The 1,156-nt window shown below is 74.0% G+C and carries 1 protein-coding gene; it reads left to right on the top strand.

The annotated features are described in order from the left end of the window. On the top strand, positions 1 to 1,023 hold a 1,023-nt coding region (locus JS521_RS35785), incomplete at its 5' end, for an agmatine deiminase family protein (protein ID WP_239488299.1). Between the last annotated feature and the right edge of the window lie 133 nt (positions 1,024 to 1,156).

The raw sequence follows: 1,156 nt of genomic DNA, 5'->3' as shown, positions 1-1,156 counted from the left end.
ACCCCCACCCCTTTCCGCATGCCCCCCGAGTGGGCCCCGCACGAGCGCACCTGGATGGCCTGGCCGGGGCCCAACCCCACCTTCGCCTCCGACGCCGAGCTGAACGGGGCCCGCCGTGCCTGGGCCGCCGTCGCCCGGGCCGTACGGCGCTTCGAGCCGGTCACCGTGGTCGTCGGGCCCGGTCAGGAGGAGGGGGCGGCGGCGCTGCTCGGGCCCGACGTCGAGCTGGTCGTCCGGCCGCTCGACGACGCCTGGATGCGGGACATCGGGCCCACCTTCGTCACCGACGGCCGCACGCTCGCCGCCGTCGACTGGACGTTCAACGGCTGGGGCGCCCAGGGCTGGGCCCGCTGGGAGAACGACCAGCACATCGCCCGGGCCGTCGCCGAGCTGACCGGCACCCCGGCCCACAGCTCCCCGCTCGTCAACGAGGGCGGCGCGATCCACGTCGACGGCGAGGGCACCGTCCTGCTCACCGAGACCGTCCAGCTCGGCAAGGAGCGGAACCCGGGCTGGAGCAAGGAGCAGGTGGAGGCGGAGATCCACGCCCGCCTCGGCACCGAGAAGGCCATCTGGCTGCCCCGCGGGCTGAGCGGCGACTACGGGACGTACGGCACGCTCGGCCATGTCGACATCGTCGCCGCCTTCGCCCGCCCGGGCACCGTCCTCGCCCACGTCCAGCCCGACCCGGCCCACCCCGACCACGAGGTGACCCGGGAGCTGCTGGCCGTCCTGCGGGCCGCCACGGACGCCAAGGGCCGCCCGCTGGAGGTCATCGAAGTGCCCGCGCCCACCGTGCTCCGCGACGAGGACGGCGAGTGGGTCGACTACTCCTACATCAACTACTACCTCTGCAACGACGGCGTGGTCCTCTGTGCCTTCGACGACCCGCGCGACGAGGAGGCCGCCGCGATCTTCCGGGGCCTCTTCCCGGACCGTACGGTGACCCTCGTCGACGCCCGTACGATCTTCGCCGGCGGTGGAGGCATCCACTGCATCACTCAGCAGCAGCCGAAGATCTGAACCCACCCGAAAGCCGAAAGTCCCGGCCCAGCGGCCCCGCGCGCTACACTCGCACGCCGGGGGGGGGGCCGCGGTAACCGGGGGGCGTGGGGTCGGGCAGGAGGAAGCGGCCGCCGAGGCCCGGGAGCGCGAG

Origin of the sequence: Streptomyces durocortorensis (genome assembly GCF_016901035.1) — a bacterium.
GTDB lineage: Bacteria > Actinomycetota > Actinomycetes > Streptomycetales > Streptomycetaceae > Streptomyces > Streptomyces durocortorensis.
The sequence above is the reverse complement of the archived record's forward strand: the minus strand, read 5'-3'. Positions and strand labels throughout refer to the sequence as shown.